This is a genomic window from Chitinophaga niabensis, from assembly GCF_039545795.1.
GTDB lineage: Bacteria > Bacteroidota > Bacteroidia > Chitinophagales > Chitinophagaceae > Chitinophaga > Chitinophaga niabensis_B.
Genome location: NZ_CP154260.1, coordinates 1,852,935 through 1,867,255, shown reverse-complemented (window position 1 = coordinate 1,867,255; position 14,321 = coordinate 1,852,935). Strand labels below are relative to the sequence as shown.

Annotated in this window: 14 protein-coding genes; 4 read left to right on the top strand and 10 right to left on the bottom strand. The window is 46.7% G+C overall.

What is annotated here, in order from left to right:
• Positions 1-2: 2 nt before the first annotated feature.
• From AAHN97_RS07510 to AAHN97_RS07470, 9 genes are all read right to left on the bottom strand, one after another.
• Complete coding sequence (locus AAHN97_RS07510) at positions 3-674, bottom strand: hypothetical protein (RefSeq protein WP_343306947.1); 672 nt, start codon at positions 672-674, stop codon at positions 3-5.
• Between the two features lie 17 nt (positions 675-691).
• Positions 692-2,812 (bottom strand): TIM-barrel domain-containing protein, encoded by a 2,121-nt coding sequence (locus AAHN97_RS07505; RefSeq protein ID WP_343306946.1) that lies wholly within the window; start codon positions 2,810-2,812, stop codon positions 692-694.
• Between the two features lie 114 nt (positions 2,813-2,926).
• Positions 2,927-3,196: a hypothetical protein gene (locus AAHN97_RS07500; protein WP_343306945.1), complete on the bottom strand. Its 270-nt coding sequence runs from the start codon at positions 3,194-3,196 to the stop codon at positions 2,927-2,929.
• Positions 3,197-4,027, bottom strand: a complete 831-nt coding sequence (locus AAHN97_RS07495; RefSeq protein WP_343306944.1) for a metallophosphoesterase family protein — start codon at positions 4,025-4,027, stop codon at positions 3,197-3,199.
• Between the two features lie 15 nt (positions 4,028-4,042).
• Positions 4,043-4,954 carry a helix-turn-helix transcriptional regulator gene (locus AAHN97_RS07490; RefSeq protein WP_343306943.1) on the bottom strand — a complete coding sequence of 304 codons (912 nt, stop codon included), beginning with the start codon at positions 4,952-4,954 and terminating at the stop codon, positions 4,043-4,045.
• A gap of 128 nt (positions 4,955-5,082) precedes the next feature.
• On the bottom strand, positions 5,083-6,261 hold the full coding sequence (locus AAHN97_RS07485; RefSeq protein ID WP_343306942.1) for a P1 family peptidase: 1,179 nt from the start codon (positions 6,259-6,261) through the stop codon (positions 5,083-5,085).
• A 53-nt stretch (positions 6,262-6,314) separates the two neighbouring features.
• Complete coding sequence (locus AAHN97_RS07480; protein WP_343306941.1) at positions 6,315-6,794, bottom strand: hypothetical protein; 480 nt, start codon at positions 6,792-6,794, stop codon at positions 6,315-6,317.
• A complete protein-coding gene (locus AAHN97_RS07475; protein ID WP_343306940.1) occupies positions 6,791-7,171 on the bottom strand; it encodes an SRPBCC domain-containing protein in 381 nt (126 codons plus the stop codon). The genes AAHN97_RS07480 and AAHN97_RS07475 overlap by 4 nt, the downstream gene beginning before the upstream one ends.
• Positions 7,172-7,194: 23 nt before the next feature.
• Entirely contained in the window at positions 7,195-8,034 is an 840-nt protein-coding gene (locus tag AAHN97_RS07470) for a CvfB family protein (RefSeq protein ID WP_343306939.1), read from the bottom strand.
• A gap of 172 nt (positions 8,035-8,206) precedes the next feature.
• On the opposite strand from AAHN97_RS07470, the gene AAHN97_RS07465 reads away from it, so the two are divergent.
• Positions 8,207-8,410, top strand: coding sequence for a cold-shock protein (locus AAHN97_RS07465; RefSeq protein ID WP_074237919.1), 204 nt, complete (start codon positions 8,207-8,209; stop codon positions 8,408-8,410).
• A 51-nt stretch (positions 8,411-8,461) separates the two neighbouring features.
• Here the strand turns inward: AAHN97_RS07465 and AAHN97_RS07460 are convergent, their stop codons facing one another.
• Positions 8,462-9,232 (bottom strand): DUF4846 domain-containing protein, encoded by a 771-nt coding sequence (locus AAHN97_RS07460; RefSeq protein ID WP_343306938.1) that lies wholly within the window; start codon positions 9,230-9,232, stop codon positions 8,462-8,464.
• An 81-nt stretch (positions 9,233-9,313) separates the two neighbouring features.
• Here AAHN97_RS07460 and AAHN97_RS07455 point away from each other — a divergent pair, with 81 nt between their 5' ends.
• From AAHN97_RS07455 to AAHN97_RS07445, 3 genes are all read left to right on the top strand, one after another.
• Positions 9,314-10,186 carry a LytR/AlgR family response regulator transcription factor gene (locus AAHN97_RS07455; RefSeq protein ID WP_343306937.1) on the top strand — a complete coding sequence of 291 codons (873 nt, stop codon included), beginning with the start codon at positions 9,314-9,316 and terminating at the stop codon, positions 10,184-10,186.
• 100 nt (positions 10,187-10,286) lie between these two features.
• Entirely contained in the window at positions 10,287-13,037 is a 2,751-nt protein-coding gene (locus AAHN97_RS07450; protein WP_343306936.1) for a TonB-dependent receptor, read from the top strand.
• 12 nt (positions 13,038-13,049) lie between these two features.
• Positions 13,050-14,312 (top strand): parallel beta-helix domain-containing protein, encoded by a 1,263-nt coding sequence (locus AAHN97_RS07445; RefSeq protein ID WP_343306935.1) that lies wholly within the window; start codon positions 13,050-13,052, stop codon positions 14,310-14,312.
• Positions 14,313-14,321 lie beyond the last annotated feature (9 nt).

Sequence of the window (14,321 nt, the reverse complement as noted above, 5' to 3'; positions counted from 1 at the left end):
AGTTATTGCCAGCTTGTGTGTATAAGCATTTGTTTGGGATCCGGAAAAACACTGTCCGGTAGTTCTGAGCGGATTACACTGATAGCACGGACCTCGTAAGCATAGTCCCGATGGTCCACCCGCATACCTAAGTAGTAAGCTTTCATCAATTTGTACATCACATCAAAGTAATAAACCTTCGAGTGCTTATACCACTCTGGATTGGTAGCAATTTCCGGTGAGTAGATATATGTTTTGGTCGAGAATTTATACTTCATGATCAACCGGTTGCAGACATAACCCAGGATCGTATCTGTATTATACTCCAGCCGGGTATCCAACAGGAAGTTTCCTGCCTCGGTCAGCACATCTCCCGGATCTTCGTAGACGGAATCATCCCCGGCCAGCCTGGTATAATATTTATTGAGGTGAGGATTGAAATAAGAATAATCTATCGTGGAGCTATCCATAATTGACATAAAGCTGCCTTCTTTGAATAAAACCCTCAGGCTGTCTTTAGGCCCCAAAGCCCTCATCCCAACGGCTCTTGCACTATCCATATCTTTCGAGTCCCATTCTAAAAGCTTATAGGTAATGCTGCCTTCAAAATCAGTAGTCAGTTCTTTTTCTACTTTAGGTGCTGGCTGGCATCCCACAAATAACAGGATGCACAGCAGGGATATCATTAATTTCATAGTGCCCCAAGATACTATTACTTCGTCATAAACGTCCAGGTCACCTTTTTATCATAACCAAAAGGTTTGCCGTTTGCAGGAGCGCTCATGGACCTGTTAGCACTCTTTAACTCCACTTTTGAAAACGCTCCTTTCTCAAAGTTGAAAGTAGTACCATCATCGTCATACAAAGTAAATGTACCCGGTGCTGTACCATATACCCTTACTTCCAGCGGCAACACCTCTCCTGCTTTCGGCGCCTGCCTGCGGGCGGGAACCATAGGGATCAGACCTCCGTCGCGAACGAATAAAGGAATTTTCTCCAGTTCTGCCTGTACCGTGATCACCTGGTTCTCTCCTGCGAGTTTACCGGTATAGAAATCATACCATTTACCGGCAGGCAGGTATACTTTGCGGCTTTTTTCTCCTGCGAATACGGGTGCTACCAGAAGATTATCTCCCATCATGTATTGGTCCTTCAGATCAGACTTTGTTTTTGCCTCATAAGGGTTCAATGTAGCATCCAGTTTACCGGCCGTGATCTGTGGCGCATAAGCAAAACCATCTACCAGGTTCATGGAACGGAAAGGAGGTTTGCCTTCAAAGTGATATTGTGCAAAAGTAGAATAGAGATAAGGCAGCAGGCGCATACGCAAAGTGGCCACTTCCTGTACCGCTTTTTCCACTTCGGGGAAAGACCATGGTTTAGTGCCATCCGCCCATGCATTCAGCATAGCCATGGGGGAAAAACATACAGACTGCATCCTTCTCACCCATTCTTCAGCAGATTTGGAAGCACGTACTTCCGGCGTCCATAACACACCAATAAAGCTGCTGTTCACCAATGCCGTAATGAAATCAGGATGGGAATAATAATCGTTGTAGATCACATAGGGCAGATTACTGGCGCCTGCATTAGAAGCACGTACCAGGCCATATGTACGCTGGTTTGTTTCACGGTACCATTCATCCGTCATCTTCTGCATTTGCAGGCCATAGATCTGGCGCATCTGTTCAGCGGAGGTACCGGAAGGGAAAGTAGCTACATCCGGCCATAACCATTTATCATATCCATCGTTCTCATCCATTTTGTACCCGCTAACGCCAAGGGATATATGGTTTTTTATGAAATGTTCTTTGAAGATATTACGCGCTTCAGGAATAGTAAAGTCTGTTACGATACCATTCCAAACAGTATGTGTACCGGAAAAGGGTTTCACTTTTGGATACAGTGAACTCGTGGGCGACACATAAGGGTTCAGCCAGAGATTAGCCCTGATGCCTTTCTGCAGCAGGCTGTTGATGAAACCCTTTGGATCAGGGAAACGTTTAGCGTCCCACTCAAAAGTGCAGGGATAAGCCATAGAATGCCATCCCGGCTCTACGCCAATAAAATCCAAGGGGAAATTATGTGCTTCAAATTCGTTGGCCTCCCGGAGGATATCACTTTGTGAATATAAGGTGGGTACACGTTGTGTAAAGCCCAGTCCCCATTTGGGAGGCAGGTATCCGCCACCATTGAAGAGGTTGTACCGTTGTACGGCATTCATAGCCGTAGGGCCGCCGAAGATGTAGATGTCCACACCGGAAGCTGGCACCAGGATCTCCACTGCATCTGAGTAAGGAGAGGAATCCCAGTTCTTATTGGTGTTGCGGTCCAGCAGTTCAGGAGGGTTCTTTGTGTCCACTCTTACTGCGGTACCTGCATATACAGTAATATAACGGGCTGCATCGATCAATACGCCATAACCACGGGAAGACACATAAAAAGGTACCGGTGCATGGGTACGGCCATTGTCTGTTCCGCCATAATGGTCCATGTGCAGCTGGCTCACGCGGCCACGCTGGGCAACGGTTTTAAAGTTCAGGCCCAGGCCGAACAGTTCTTCTTCTTTTACCAGCGGAAACTTCAGGTAAACCTTACCATCCACCACCCTGCTGGTGATCTCATCTTTTGCCAGGGGGAAGGGTGCAGTTGGTAATTGCTGCAAGGCACTTTTTGCGGGCGTGGCATTGGCCACACTCAGCAAAGTGATCTTTTCCGGCACGCCGGCCGTAGCTTTCCAGATACCTGGTTCTACTTCTTTCCATTGCAATTGCGCGTTTGCATGGCTTGCAAACAAACTCAAACCTACCAGGAGGACGAATGATCTCAACATAATTTTCATATTCGTGGAAACAATGGGGCAAAAGTTAGCAAGAATTTCCACGAAACCTATGTTTTGGGAATATTCAGGTATGAAACGTTAAAATACTGTTGTTCGCGGCCATGGCTACCCGGTAAAACTCATACCCTTTTTCTGCCCTTTCCGGCGGGCAAGACCGGAAGAATATGCACCCGGGATCTTTCTTTGAATGATGCCACGGATGATATTCCGTACAAAAGGAATACCTGATAAACGGGTGGCCATTTTGAGGCCGCCACTCAGAAAAGAGAATGCATAAGGGTCTGTGAACAAACGTTGATAAGCAGGGCGGCCATATTCCAATGCGCGGAATAAAGCCATGTATTGCGCCGTTTTACTGGCTGCGGTTGCTTTCATTTATATTTTGGTGCTGTTGACGGGTTGTTTTACATCAGGGTTCACCTGGTAACTCAGCACTTCACCACTTTCCAGTAATTCCACGATCCGGTAGCCGGTATAAGGTGTTCCCCAGTTGCCACCGATATGGGCATCCCAGAAATAGTGTTTACCATTTTTCTCTTTCACACTATCCTCTATATGATCATGACCATGGAATACACCCTTTAAGTTCTGTTGTGCGGAGAACATCTCTATCAGTTCCGGACAATCGATACCATGCTCCGTCCACTTGATGGGCGTGATATGCATGAACACAAAGAGTTGTTTTTTGTGTTTGTATTTTTCGAGCTGTTCTTTCGTCCAGTTGAGATCAGGGCAGATATATTTTCCTTTGATGTCTGCTGTGTTCAGGATCAGGAAGGCCGTATCATCTACTTCAAATGCATGATGCCAGGCAATGCCCCAGGTCTGTTGCCAGATCTCCTCCTCTACCATATCATGGTTACCGTGTGAAACGTAATAGGGCATAGATAATCCATCCCAGGCAGCTTTTACTTCCGGCAGGAATTTATTGTCATCGTGGAACAGGTCTCCATTGATCACAGAGAAATCAATTCCCCGGCGGCTTTGTTCTTTATTCAGCCAGCCAACCATTTTTTTGTGGTTATCAAAATAGGTGGTTTTCGGCTGGCCGTAGTGGCCATCTGAAGCCAGGGCAAAACGCAGTTTCACCTTGCGTTTTTCAGGCAGTATAAAACTGTCTGCAGCAAAAGATTGCAGTGTATTGCCGGCACCGATCAATACGATGCCCTTCAGTGTGTTCTTGAGGAAGGTTCTCCGGGTAAGCATAGGGTTTAAAGTTAATTAACTTTTTAATTCCCCGGGAGGATATCCGAAATGTCTTTTAAAGGCTTTGGTGAAATTATGCGCCTCGCTGTAGCCGAGGTCGAATGCAAGGTCTCCTATGGTAATGCCGCCATCCAGCAGGAGGCGTTTAGCATGGTTCATTTTCAGTTCATTCAGGTATCCGAACACCGTTGTGCCGAAAAGTTCCTTAAAGCCCTTTTTCAGCTTAAAATCATTCAAACCGGCGGCCCGGGCTACCTGTTGCAGGCTGATGGCCTCAAACATATTCAGTTTAACGAACTGCCGGGCGTTATGCAGTTTATCGATATCTGCGGGTTTGATCATGAGGGGCTTCCGGCCCATGTAGTTTTCCGCCTGTTCTGCCTGCAGCATAAAAAGCTCCATGATCCGGGACTCAAAATAGAGTTCCCGCAGGTGACCGGTATAACTGCAATTGAACATATCCAGAAGCACGGCTTTCTGGCGGGAGGAAATAGGCAATGGATAAGGAGAAAGAGCAGCCGGCAAGCCTTTTTGCATCTTATCGGCCAGGCGCTGAAGGCAGTCCAGCTCATTGGACAACAGCCGTTCAAAGAAGGGCAGCTCCAGTTCAATGCCTAAGTTGTGGTTGAAGGGGGATTCTACAAGGTAATAACCATCGAAATGGGGTTTATAGCCCATTACATGCTGGTTGGAATTGAGCCGTAACGCCTCTCCCGCTGTGGAATAAGCTCCGCTGATGCCTTCTATGGAAAAATACATGCCCACGCTGGGGTTGTTATCCTGTTCCACATAGCGGACAGGCTTTTGCTGGCGGCTTTTAGCAGTGAATACATGAGCGTTCTTTAACCGGAGTTCTAATATAGAGATATGCGCTTCTGCGCCTCTGTCGTCCACATATAAAACTTCAGGCAGCATTGTATTACTCATAAGTTCAAATTTATGCATTGGCTTTAGCACCGCAAAGCACCAGTTGACCAATGCCGGTCATCATTTTTCAAATGCGTTTAAGCAAAGGAACAGGGAGCGGATGACAGCCTTATGTCAGTAGTATGTTCTTATTTTTTTGAGTAGCGGTTATACTTCTTTAACAGACGTATGATTTCCGTATGCGGCAGGGCGTAGATCACATTGCCGTTAATACCCGTCATGGTTTCAGCAGCTACCAGTACATTGAGAATGGCTTCTTCTGTAGCTTCCGCGGTAGCATAAAACAATTCATTTATCAGGTCGTTGGGTAACATATTCAGCTTGCGGAATTCTTCCCGGTGGGAGGCTTCGGGATTTGCGGTGGAAAAGGCCAGGAAAATATCGCCGGAGGAGTTTTCTCCTGCCCCGCCTACTCTGCCAATACCTAATGGCACCCGTTTTGCCAAACGGTTTAGCTGATGCGGCAGCAAGGGCGCATCTGTAGCTACGATCACAATAATGGAACCCGTTCCTGCAGGCGGTTCTCCAAATTTAAACTTCGGCCTATAGCCCTTTATTTCTTCGCCAACAGGTACACCTGCAATGGTCAGCTCATTTTTTCCGCCATGGTTTGCCTGCACCAATACACCCACCGTATAAGTGGAATCCCCGATCTTCACCAGCCGGGAAGCAGTACCTGTACCTCCTTTGAAACCGTGACACATCATACCGGTACCGCCTCCTGTATTGCCTTCTTTCACTTTGCCTGACCTTGCGGAATCCAGCGCCTGGAACACATGTTCCTTCTTCACATGCATACCATTAATGTCGTTCATCATACCATCGTATGTTTCAGCTACTACCGGCAATGCCCAGAAAAGGTCTGTGGTTTGATTGATCGTATAAAAATGCTGGTGTTTGTATTGCCATGCTATCACGGCATCCCGCACCACGCCTACTGAGTGTGTATTGGTAATGGTGATAGGCCCTTCCAGGAAACCAGATTCCGTGATCCAGGTTGTGCCGGTCATTTCCCCGTTTCCATTCAGGGCATACCAACCGGCAAATACGGGATCATATTTTTTACCGCGGGGCAAAATAGCTGTAACTCCTGTACGTACGGGGCCTTTCCCTACTTTTAAAACACCTTCTCCTTCAATGAGTGTAACAATACCAACCTCTACTCCCTTCACATCCGTTATGGCGTTAAAAGCTCCCGGCCTGCCTTTTAAAGGAATACCAAGATCACGGGCACGGACGGTTTGTGTAAAAGCAGGAATAGCAGCGGACATGCAGCAGGCAAGCATGACAATGGAACATAATTTCATATGGATCCGGGTTAAGTGTTATGGAAAGATAAAGCATCTGGCAAAATAACGCATCATATGAAAGATAATGCGTCCAGCTGTTTGCGGTAGTCGAACTGGAGGTCTTCATGCTGGGCCTCAATGGCCTTTTCTATTTTGCGGAGCTGCTGGAGGTAAATATTGTTCAGTTGTACGCTGTAATCGATCTGCAGGCCGGAGCGGCGCATCTTTTCACAAAAGAAAAGCAGTAGTTCTATCTCTGCCTGTTTTGACCCGGTGAACCGGATCTGTTTGGTGGTGAAACGGAGGATCTTCCGCAGTGTTTTTTTGGCGTGGTATAAGTGGGTGGTGGTTAAACCGTCAAATTCAATGCTGATATGTTCTTTCACGGAGGCAATATAGCCATCCAGGCTATGTGCTTCAAACAACAGGTAGGTTAACAGTTCTTTACTGTCTTTTTTGAACTTGGCAAGGCGCAGGCATAGTTCCACCAGCTCTGCCGGTGGCAGGCTGCCTAATTCCTTTTTCAGTTCCGTGATGGTGGCTGTTTTCATTCTCCCTCGTAAAAGTCTATCAGGCTGCCAAAATACGCTTCATTCCAACCTTCCACAATGTTGTCGTAATCTTCATCGGGGATGTTGGAATGTTTCAGTTCTGCGGAGGTACCTTTTTTATGAGGATGTAAAATGATGGTAACAATAGAAGGTTCTTCCTGGTCGAAATACCATTGCTGCACAATCTTTCTGCCTTTTTCGAACTCCAGGTTCTTACCGGAGATGCTGCCTTCCCACAGGGAGAATTCAGAGCCGGGTTCTGTACTCATTTCTGCTTCTTCGCCGGTCCATAACTGAATAGTGGCGGGCAGCGTCAATGCCAGGTACACCTCTTCGGGAGGTGCTGTAATAATAAAATGCTTTTTGTAATCCTTCATAAGGCGCAAATCTACCTAAAAAATCATGCTTCTGCTATCAGCTGAATACCTGTTTTGGTAAAAGTGATCTTTTGCTGTTTGTATAAATTACCGATGGTCATTTTGAAGGTTTTCTTACTCATACCAAAGAAGGTAACGATCTCTTCAGGGTCCGATTTATCATGGTAAGGGAGGTAACCGTTGTTTTCATGCAGCAGGCGGAGGATCCGGGAGGATTCGTCTTCCACCTTCTTAAAACCAGCCTGGCCGGGCACTACATCTATCCTGTTCTCTGACTTAATGGCTTTTACAAATCCTTTCAGCTTATCGCCGATATCGTAGGGTTTGAACTGGTCTGCAAAATGCAACACACCGGTGTGCTGTTTGTTGATGATGGTTACAAAACCAATATCGCTGCGGCGGTAAATGATCAGGTCAACCACGTCCTTTTCCTTTACGGTAAGGGTTTCGTTGCTGAGATATTGGTCTATTTTCTCTGTAGCGGCCACACGCCCCGTCATTTCATCGATATAGATCTTTACGAGGTATTCCTGGCCTGTACGCATTTTGCTGAGCTGCTGGGAAAGCGGAACAAAAAGGTCTTTTACCAGGCCCCAGTCCAGGAATGCGCCCTGTGCGGTGACATCTACTGCTTTGAGGAGCACGATATCCCCTGCTACGCCATAAGGCCTGTCTGTTGTGGCGATCAGGCGGTTTTCGGAGTCGTGGTACAGGAATACTTCTATTTCATCGTCTACACGGGTTCCTTTAGGCACATACCTCTTAGGAAGCAGTATTTCCAGGTTGTCCCCTCCATCCAGAAACACCCCGAAATCCGTTTCCTTCTTTACTTTCAGATGATTGTATGCGCCTATGCTGATCATGCTTTTTTCGCGAAGGTACAATAAAAAAAACCGATGAAATGGCACATATACCGTATTTACACATTCGTAAATTGATAATCTTCAATTTAAATTATATTAACGAGTGGTTAATTAGGTGTAATAGATATTTAGTATTATCTTCGCAACCATATTTTTATAATACAATACACAAATGGAACAAAAATTCACCGGAACTGTAAAGTTCTTCAATGAGACAAAAGGTTTTGGCTTCATCAAGCATGATGAATCTTCTAAAGAAACTTTTGTACACGTAAATGGTCTCGTTCACGAGATCCAGCAAGATGACCGCGTAGAGTTCGAATTGCAGGAAGGAAGAAAAGGCATGAATGCTGTAAATGTTAGACGTATTGATTAAGCTTGCTTAATATCGTTTTACAGGGCTGGTCTCAGGACCGGCCCTTTTTATTTACAGGAACCGCTTCAAATCTCCCCTGTTGAAGATCCATTCCGGGGTGAGGAGTTCTCCCTGACCAGCTGCTTCATACCAGGGGCTTTGCCCGGAAGCCGGATTCCGGAGGATATGGATGTCCTGCGCAGGCATATAACTTTGTGCCAGCAGGAAGATCTTCTGCCCTGTTTTATTGACTGCTACGTCCATTACAATTACGGCGTGGCCCGGGGAACCTCCCTGGATAAATACATCACCCGGCAATATATTATTTACTGACTGTAGTTCCCTGCTGAGGGACAGTGTGCCTGCGTAAGAGAATACAAACTCCAGGTATTGCCCGAAAACGGCCCTGTTCTCTGCTGCTGTTGCTATGCGGCTGCGTTTTAGTTTTCCGTTGCGGAGTATAAAACGGTCTCCTTTTGTCCAGCCCGCATAGTCCATTACTGTACCGTCTGTTGCTTTGAATTTTATCTTATTGAGTTCTCTGTTAGCATAACAGTATTCTGCGTAGAGGCGCATAACGGCATCGGCGCATTGCTGGAGGTCTTTTTTTCCTACGGAAATGTCCAGCACCGCGAATTGGGCAGACTGGTTGGCTTTTTTGTTGCCGTTGTAGAGGTAAACGGTGTTTTCCTTTTTAAGGGCAACCTTCCGGAGCCAGGCGCCAAAGGTTCCTTCCTGTTGCGGGATGCGGGAGTAGCCGGCTGGTAATGGGAGATCTTGTACTGTTTGAGCAGAGAGCGTGTGTACAGAAAAGAGGGCTGCGATCAGGATGTATTTTTTCAAAGGAAGCAGTTTTACAACCAGATGCAATCCCTTCTTTTTTCCATAAAAAACGCTACCTTAATCCCGTCAACCAATTCAGTTATGAAACATACGCTAACACTATCCGCAAAAGAATTAGCGGACTCATTGTTATTGACCTGGCTTAAGGCTCCCTGCAACCTGCTCGCATCTGTTAAGAACCGTATTACATTAACCCTGTTCTGCGGGGGATTCAGTTTCCTTTTCATGTACATCTTTTCCCCCTTTAACATGAACCAATGGTACGAAGGTGGCCCGCAAAGCGTAACAGGCGTTTTTGGCATCTTTGCACTCTGCGGTATGGCCGGATTGACCATCTCCCAATTCCTGCTGATCCGTTTAAAAGGCCCCAGGCCCCTTACACATATACAATTCATGGCCTGGTTCCTCGGAGAGGCTATGCTGATCGCGGTAATCGTGAACATTGTGAATGTATCCATTCACGACTACCTCCAATATTCCTGGTCGGAATACACAGATACATTGAGGTATGCTTTCGGCGTAATGATCCTCCCCTATTCCATGGCACTGGGCTGGTTTTATGCAGCGCAGCTAAAGAGCAAAACAACGGAAAAAGAAAAAGAAACAGCTCTGCACATCCGGGATGAATATGATAAACTCAGCCTTAGCCTCGCGCCTTCCAATTTATTATTACTGAAAGCAGAAGATAACTACGTACATATTTTTTATCTCAACGGATCGGTAGTTAAAAAAGAGCTGATCAGAAGCTCTCTCAAAAAACTGGAACCCCAGCTTTCCGGTTTAGGTTTTTCCCGATCGCACCGTTCTTATATGGTGAACTTATCCAGGGTGATCCTTTTTAAGAAAAATGCCAAAGGCCATTACCTGCTGATAGATGGATTGGAGGATGTGACCATTCCGGTATCCACTTCTTATCTCTCCGATTTCGTGCAGCGGTTTACCCCGGCCTGCTGATTTTCACCCCGCAGATTCCCTTCTTCACCCCAAAGCCCCGCTGAACGTAGGGCAAGACCTCCTATTTGCCTAATATCGCCTTACCACAATTACCCTGCCCATGCATAAACTGATGCTACTCTCTATCTGCTCTATGCTCACTGCGCTCAGCTCACTGCAAGCGCAGGAGGTGATCTCCGGAACCATCCGGAACAGTGTTACAAAAGAAGTGATACCTGCGGTTTCCGTAGTGGCAAAAAACACCCCCAACGGAGATTATTCGAATGACCAGGGGCATTTCCGTTTCACCACGAAATCGAAGCTTCCTGTTACGCTCGTTTTTTCCTCCCTGGGATTTAAAACAAAAGAAATTGAAATATCCTCTGCCAAACCCTTGCAAGTTGAATTAACACCCACCACCATCCTGGGAACGGAGGTGGTGGTATCGGCCAGCAGGAATGTGCAGCGCAAAATAGAATCGCCGGTAACGATTGAAAGGATCGATAATAAGGACATCATCAACTCCCCCCAGACCAATTATTACAACATGCTCCAGGGATTGAAAGGTGTAGATATCACTACTTCCAGTCTCACCTTCACCACCATCACCACCCGCGGTTTCAATACCAGTGGCAACACCAATTTCACACAGATCGTGGATGGGATGGATAACTCTGCACCCGGCCTTAACTTTCCCCTGGGCGCCGCCATTGGCTTAACGGAACTGGATGTGGACAACCTGGAAGTATTATCCGGCGCCTCCTCCGCACTGTATGGTTCCCGCGGATTGAACGGTACGCTTGTGATGACAGGTAAAGATCCTTTCAAATACCAGGGCCTCAGCGTACAGATCACCCAGGGCGTGAACCATATTAAAAAAGGCAAAGGCAATGATCCTATGGGGCCGCAACCTTATTACGACTGGACGCTCCGCTGGGCGAAAAAGGTAAATGAGAAACTGGCCTTCAAATTCAACATACAATACACCCTGGCTAAAGAATGGATGGCCAGTGATACTTCCAATACCAACGGCCCCGGCTCACGATATACAGATCCTAATTACAACGGGGTGAACTCCTATGGCAGCAAAACCTCGGTAGACATCAATCCCTTTCTGCAGGCAGCCCTGGCTGGAGATCCTTCCCTGGCCCCTGTCATAGATCCGCTGCTGGAGAAACCATCCAACTACGTATCCCGCACCGGTTATGCGGAATATGGTTATTTAAGTGATGAGGCGAAACTGCTGAAGCTGAATGCGGAAGTACGTTATAAAATAAAACCCAAACTGGAAGCCATCATTTCAGGTACATACGGAAAGGGCAATTCCGTATATAGTAATGATACCCGCTATGCCCTCACCAATTTCCGGCTGGGGCAATACCGGGTAGAACTGAAAGCAGAACACTGGTTCCTCAGAGGTTATACCTCCCGGGAAAACTCTGGTAACACGGTTATTGCCAGCCCCACAGCGCAGTTGCTGAACGAAGCCTGGAAGCCCAGCTTCAATCCCGCCACCATGGATGGCTGGTATCCTCAATATACCGGTGCATTATTGCAAGCCCTCGCCACGGGCAGTTCGCTGAACGATGCGCACCTGGCCGCCAGGAGTTTCGCAGACCAGGGCAGGCCCGCTGCCGGCAGCCCTCAGTTTAACCGGTTAAAAGACAGTATTTCGGGCATACCTACTTCCCAGGGCGGCACACTCTTCCAGGACAGGAGTAAATTATACAATGCAGAATTCCAGTATAATCTTTCTCATTTTATTAAGGTGATAGATGTGATCGCAGGGCTGAACTACCGCCTGTTCCGGCTGGATTCAAAAGGCACGCTGTTCCCGGATACAGATGGGCCCATAGATGTAGCGGAGTACAGTGCTTATGCCCACCTGGCCAAAAAACTGATCGATAATAAACTGAGATTGGGTGCGGCTTTCCGTTATGATAAAAACACCCTGTTCAGTAAACCCAGGATCACCTCCCGCCTGTCCGGCGTGGTGGAAGTGGCCAAAGAGCACTTCCTGCGTTTCTCCTATCAAAATGCTTACAGTTTCCCCTCCAATATCCAGTCCCTGCAAAGCACGCTGGTGGATTATAACAGTTTTGCCTCCGGCGGCTCCGCCAGACTGCTGTATGGAGAATATGAATTCGATAAATACCCGGCTTATACTTTAACCAGCGTGCAGGAATACCAACAGAGCAACGATCCTTCCAAACTAAAGAAGTTCCAGCTGAGTGATATCAAACCGCAGTCGGTAGACGCTTTTGAGCTGGGTTATTCTGCCCTGATCTCCAATGTGGTATTGATAGATGTTTTGGGTTATTATTCCACCTGGAAGAATTTCATCGGGTATGTGAATGTGGCCAATACGCCCGGAACGGAAGATGTGACGGCTTTTAAGGACAGGAGTAAATATATTGCCTATAATATTGCCTACAATGGTGCAGAAACTGTCAACACTTATGGCTATGCAGCGAGTGTAAGCGTTGATCTTTCCCGTAACTTTGGTGCAAAGGCGAACTTCTCTTCAGACTTCTTAAAGAACAGGAATAATAGTCAGATCAATAATTTCAACACCCCGAACTGGAAATTCAACGTAGAATTCGGCAACAGCGGATTCGGCAAACAACAGAAGCTCTCTTTCAATACCAGCCTGCGGTATAAGCCGGCTTACTTCTATTCAATCGGATTCGGCAGCGGTACTATCCCTGCTAATGTGGTGCTGGATGCACAGTTCAGTTACAAACTGATCAAAGCGCATTCAAAGATCAAAATAGGTGCAACGAACCTGACCAACAGGTATTACTATACAGGTTTTGGCAGCCCGGCTATCGGAGGGGTCTATTATGTCACTTTTGCTTACAATGTATTCTAAAACACACGTTATATGAAAAGGTATCTATCCATACTGATTGTTATCCTGGCCGCTGCCTGTTCAGCTCCCAAAGCTCCGGGAGATTATAAAACCGTGCTGAGCTTTGGCCCCGGGGAAGAGGCTAAGATCCTGGAAGCCTTCCTGTCGCTGACAGACAGCAGCAGTATTGAACTGAAAGAAGGACTGTACAAATTCGATAACCTGAGCCTGGTGCAATTGAAACACATCAGCATCAAAGGTGCAGGGCCGGATAAAACCATCTTTGACTTCTCGGGCCAAACACAAGGTGGTGAAGGTATCAGGGTATCAGAGGTAAAGGACTTCTCCATTTCCGGTATCACCTTAAGGGAATCCAAAGGAGACCTGCTGAAAATAAATAAAAGTGAAAACGTACGTATTACAGACCTGCATACCGTATGGAAGGCCATGGACTCCAGCAATGGCGGTTACGGTATCTACCCTGTGTTATGTAACGATGTGGTGATTGAAAACTGTTATGCTGAAGGCGCATCTGATGCGGGCATCTATGTAGGGCAAACCAATAAAGCTGTAGTAAAGAAATGTAAGGCTTATAAAAATGTAGCCGGCTGCGAAATAGAGAACACTACCAATGCAGAAGTATTCGACAATGAATTCTATGGCAACACTTCCGGTTTCCTGATCTTTGACCTGCCGGACCTTTCCCAGCGCGGCGGGCATGTAAAAGCTTACAACAATTATATACACGATAATAACGAAAGGAACTTTGCCAAATCAGGAAGTTTCGGTACCACCTGGGGAGTGGGCAATGCAGCACCGGGCAGCGGCGTGATCATCCAGGCCACTTCTGATATTGAGCTGTATAATAACCGCATCATTAATAATAATTCCAGTGCCATCATTATCGTATCCGGATTCTTTGTGGACAGTAAGGCGGGTGAAAAGATCAAAGCCAGCTACTTCCCTGTTTCAAAGAACATCTCCATACATGATAACACCCTGGAAATGGGGCCTAGTTTCCCGGAACCGGTATTTGCACACCATACCGGCAAGATACTCGTAGCCATTGAACAGCAATTGAATCAGCAGGATACTTCACGTAAGGGGGCACGCATCCCTTTGATCCTGTATGATGGCATTTCTACGAATGTGATCACGAACGAACAAAAAATAAATCCGGATTCCATCTGCATCAAACAGACAGGCAGTAATCTTTTTGTGAATGCGGATGCATTGAACATAGGTACAAAAAACTGGCGTCTGGGTACGGACATGACGGCATTTAGTTGTAAATAGAAAAGCGGA

Excerpts from the sequence above, each read along its gene's own strand:
- AAHN97_RS07510 (WP_343306947.1), bottom strand. The coding sequence starts at position 674 with ATGAAATTAATGATATCCCTGCTGTGCATCCTGTTATTTGTGGGATGC.
- AAHN97_RS07505 (WP_343306946.1), bottom strand. The coding sequence starts at position 2,812 with ATGTTGAGATCATTCGTCCTCCTGGTAGGTTTGAGTTTGTTTGCAAGC.
- AAHN97_RS07500 (WP_343306945.1), bottom strand. The coding sequence starts at position 3,196 with ATGAAAGCAACCGCAGCCAGTAAAACGGCGCAATACATGGCTTTATTC.
- AAHN97_RS07495 (WP_343306944.1), bottom strand. The coding sequence starts at position 4,027 with ATGCTTACCCGGAGAACCTTCCTCAAGAACACACTGAAGGGCATCGTA.
- AAHN97_RS07490 (WP_343306943.1), bottom strand. The coding sequence starts at position 4,954 with ATGAGTAATACAATGCTGCCTGAAGTTTTATATGTGGACGACAGAGGC.
- AAHN97_RS07485 (WP_343306942.1), bottom strand. The coding sequence starts at position 6,261 with ATGAAATTATGTTCCATTGTCATGCTTGCCTGCTGCATGTCCGCTGCT.
- AAHN97_RS07480 (WP_343306941.1), bottom strand. The coding sequence starts at position 6,794 with ATGAAAACAGCCACCATCACGGAACTGAAAAAGGAATTAGGCAGCCTG.
- AAHN97_RS07475 (WP_343306940.1), bottom strand. The coding sequence starts at position 7,171 with ATGAAGGATTACAAAAAGCATTTTATTATTACAGCACCTCCCGAAGAG.
- AAHN97_RS07470 (WP_343306939.1), bottom strand. The coding sequence starts at position 8,034 with ATGATCAGCATAGGCGCATACAATCATCTGAAAGTAAAGAAGGAAACG.
- AAHN97_RS07465 (WP_074237919.1), top strand. The coding sequence starts at position 8,207 with ATGGAACAAAAATTCACCGGAACTGTAAAGTTCTTCAATGAGACAAAA.
- AAHN97_RS07455 (WP_343306937.1), top strand. The coding sequence starts at position 9,314 with ATGAAACATACGCTAACACTATCCGCAAAAGAATTAGCGGACTCATTG.
- AAHN97_RS07450 (WP_343306936.1), top strand. The coding sequence starts at position 10,287 with ATGCATAAACTGATGCTACTCTCTATCTGCTCTATGCTCACTGCGCTC.
- AAHN97_RS07445 (WP_343306935.1), top strand. The coding sequence starts at position 13,050 with ATGAAAAGGTATCTATCCATACTGATTGTTATCCTGGCCGCTGCCTGT.